This window comes from Bartonella sp. CL63NXGY (assembly GCF_042194905.1).
GTDB lineage: Bacteria > Pseudomonadota > Alphaproteobacteria > Rhizobiales > Rhizobiaceae > Bartonella.
Genome location: NZ_JBHINK010000146.1, coordinates 1 through 263, shown reverse-complemented (window position 1 = coordinate 263; position 263 = coordinate 1). Strand labels below are relative to the sequence as shown.

Annotated in this window: 1 protein-coding gene; it reads right to left on the bottom strand. The window is 46.0% G+C overall.

Annotation, left to right across the window (positions count from 1 at the left end):
• Positions 1-263, bottom strand: a 263-nt coding sequence (locus ACFIK0_RS09795) for a sugar-binding domain-containing protein (RefSeq protein WP_375663975.1), incomplete at both ends; no start/stop codon positions are given.

The window sequence follows — 263 nt, the reverse complement described above, 5'->3', positions numbered from 1 at the left end:
GACAGCGATCACATTATCCTCATCTTGAATATAAGGCGTTAAATCAAACTCAGATGGAGTGAAGCTATCTTCAGCATAGCCAATAAAGTGACCGTTGAGCCACAGGTACATGGCTCGTTCGACCCCTTCAAAGCAAATCCGCACCTGTTTACCACGAAGGTCCGGATCCAGATCAAAATGGCGACGATACGAACCAACTGTATTATCAGCACCCTCACTAAATGATCCCGCCTGACTGTCATTTTGGTCTAAAGCAAAGGCAG